At 60.5% G+C, this 2,111-nt stretch carries 2 protein-coding genes and 1 pseudogene; all 3 read left to right on the plus strand.

Annotated elements, in window-relative coordinates:
- On the plus strand, positions 1 to 244 hold a 244-nt coding region (locus AC1DYI_RS33640; protein ID WP_477208450.1), incomplete at its 5' end, for a PilW family protein.
- A complete protein-coding gene (locus AC1DYI_RS33645) occupies positions 241 to 780 on the plus strand; it encodes a pilus assembly PilX family protein (protein WP_477208451.1) in 540 nt (179 codons plus the stop codon). The genes AC1DYI_RS33640 and AC1DYI_RS33645, both read left to right, overlap by 4 nt.
- 23 nt (positions 781 to 803) lie before the next feature.
- Positions 804 to 2,111: pseudogene (locus AC1DYI_RS33650) on the plus strand (hypothetical protein); the annotation flags it as partial.

The raw sequence follows: 2,111 nt of genomic DNA on the forward strand, positions 1-2,111 counted from the left end.
GGTCCCCCCCCGCCCGAACGAGGTGGTGCGCTACGAAAACGCCGCGACCATGACTGCGGCCGACTTTGCCAATGCGGTCTCGGTGCGGGTGTGCGTGCTGGTCCGCAGCGATAGTGAGGTGATGGACAACGTCACGAACTACCTCAATTGTGCTGGGAACAGTGTGACACCCGCTGATCGGCGCATGTACCGTGCCTTCACCTCCACCATCGTTTTGCAGAACCGTCTGGAGGGTATGCGATGAATTCGGCTCTTAAACCTAATCACGCCCGAGGGCGGCGAAGCCGCGAGCGTGGCGTTGCGCTGATGGTCGCGCTGGTGATGCTGGTAATCATCGGTATTGCGTCGGTTTCCATCATGCGCGGTGCGTTGAGTTCTGACTTGGTTGCCAACAACACCCGGGTGCAGACACTGGCGACGCAAGCCGCGCAGATCGCATTGCGTTACTGCGAGGACGAAGTCGTCAAGGCGCGTACCGGTATTGCAACGCCAGTCGTCGTTTTGCTTAATAGCACCGGTGCATGGAATGCGCTACCCATCTGGGCGGACGACGCCAGCGTGAATACGGTGCCAGCCCAATACATGGAGTCTGCCAACAGCACCTTCGTGCCGACAACGATGCCGCAGTGCATGGCTGAATCACGGATCATGCCCGGCACCGGCGGCAAGGAAATCTTCGACATCACCTCGCGTGGCTTCAGCCCTGACTACAGCGCTGACGCCAACGGAAACACTGCAAGTGGCTCAGCCGTTTGGCTGCAGTCCACATTCCACCTTTAATTTTTCACGCCGAGAAAGCCATCATGTCGCATCTTCTGGCGCGTTTCACGCACCCTCTTTTTCGTCTCTTGGCCCCGGTAATTGCCGGCAGCGCCGCGTTAGGCTCTGTTTCGCTGCAGGCCGCAGCGCCAGCGCAGGTGCCGCTGACCAGTCGGGTTGCGGAGCCGCCCACGCCGAACGTGATGTTGACCATCGACGACTCCGGTTCGATGTTGGCCGACTTCATGCCGGAGGACGATTTCACCCTCAATGGAGGCGTCGTCAATCTGGCTGATGCTCCGAGCGGCTCGGGCTATGTCGGCGGCTTTCCCAACGATGTGCGCAAGTCCGATGCAGGCCTCTATGGTGGTGTGGCGGTATCGTTGGCCAGCGACGCTACCAACGTCTATCAGCGGCAGTACCGCTCTCCCGATGTCAACGTCATTTGGTACAACCCTGACGTGCGCTACGACCCATGGGTCGCACCCGGTGGTGGGCTCTTGCCGAACAGCGCCCCCACGGCGGCGGCACTCGACCCCACATCGCCCACCGCCACTCGCGACCTGACGAAGAATTCGACCGGCGTGACGGCCACTTGGTGCACCACCGCGAGCGCGTGCGCCAGTGGAAAACGCGACTTCAACCCGGGCCTCTACTTTCGGCTGACCGCCGGAGCGAACCCAACCAAAGCGGCAAGCTACGTCAAGTACGACATCAACGATGCCGCCAACTACGGCCCTGCAGTGAAGTCTGCAGCCCGCACCGATTGCGTGATCGATACGGCGCCCCCCCTCCGTTGCACACAGGCCGAGGAACGACAGAACTTTGCGAACTGGTTTACCTACCACCGCATGCGCGAGACCCTGACCAAGGCGGCCGTCTCGTATTCGTTGAGTCAATACGTTGACAAGCTGCGCGTGGGTTGGGCGCGTATCAACAATTCCGCTTCCTACAACGTTGATGGCGGCAAGAAGGTCAGCCGCATCGAGACCGCCGCCAACGGCGGCCCAATAAGGCTCTTCAGCACGGCGCGCATGAAGACTGTGCTCACCGGCGTCCAGGCGTTGAGATCGGGGAACAGTACGCCCTTGCGCACTTCGCTGGACGCCATCGGCAGTTACTTCAGCCGCAGCAGCGGCGAGCAATTGGGCAGCCCCTGGTTGGAAGACCCGACTAATACCAGTTCAACAAAGTTCGCTTGCCGGCGCTCTGTCAGCCTTCTGATGACCGACGGCTATTACAACGATACCTATAGCGGCGCGGGTGATGTGGACGGTGTGGACGGACCGTCATACACCGGCGTACAAAATCCTAACAACTACCCTGATACGCGATACAAGGCTGTTAGGCCC

This window comes from Ideonella sp. P3_A4 (genome assembly GCF_056403075.1).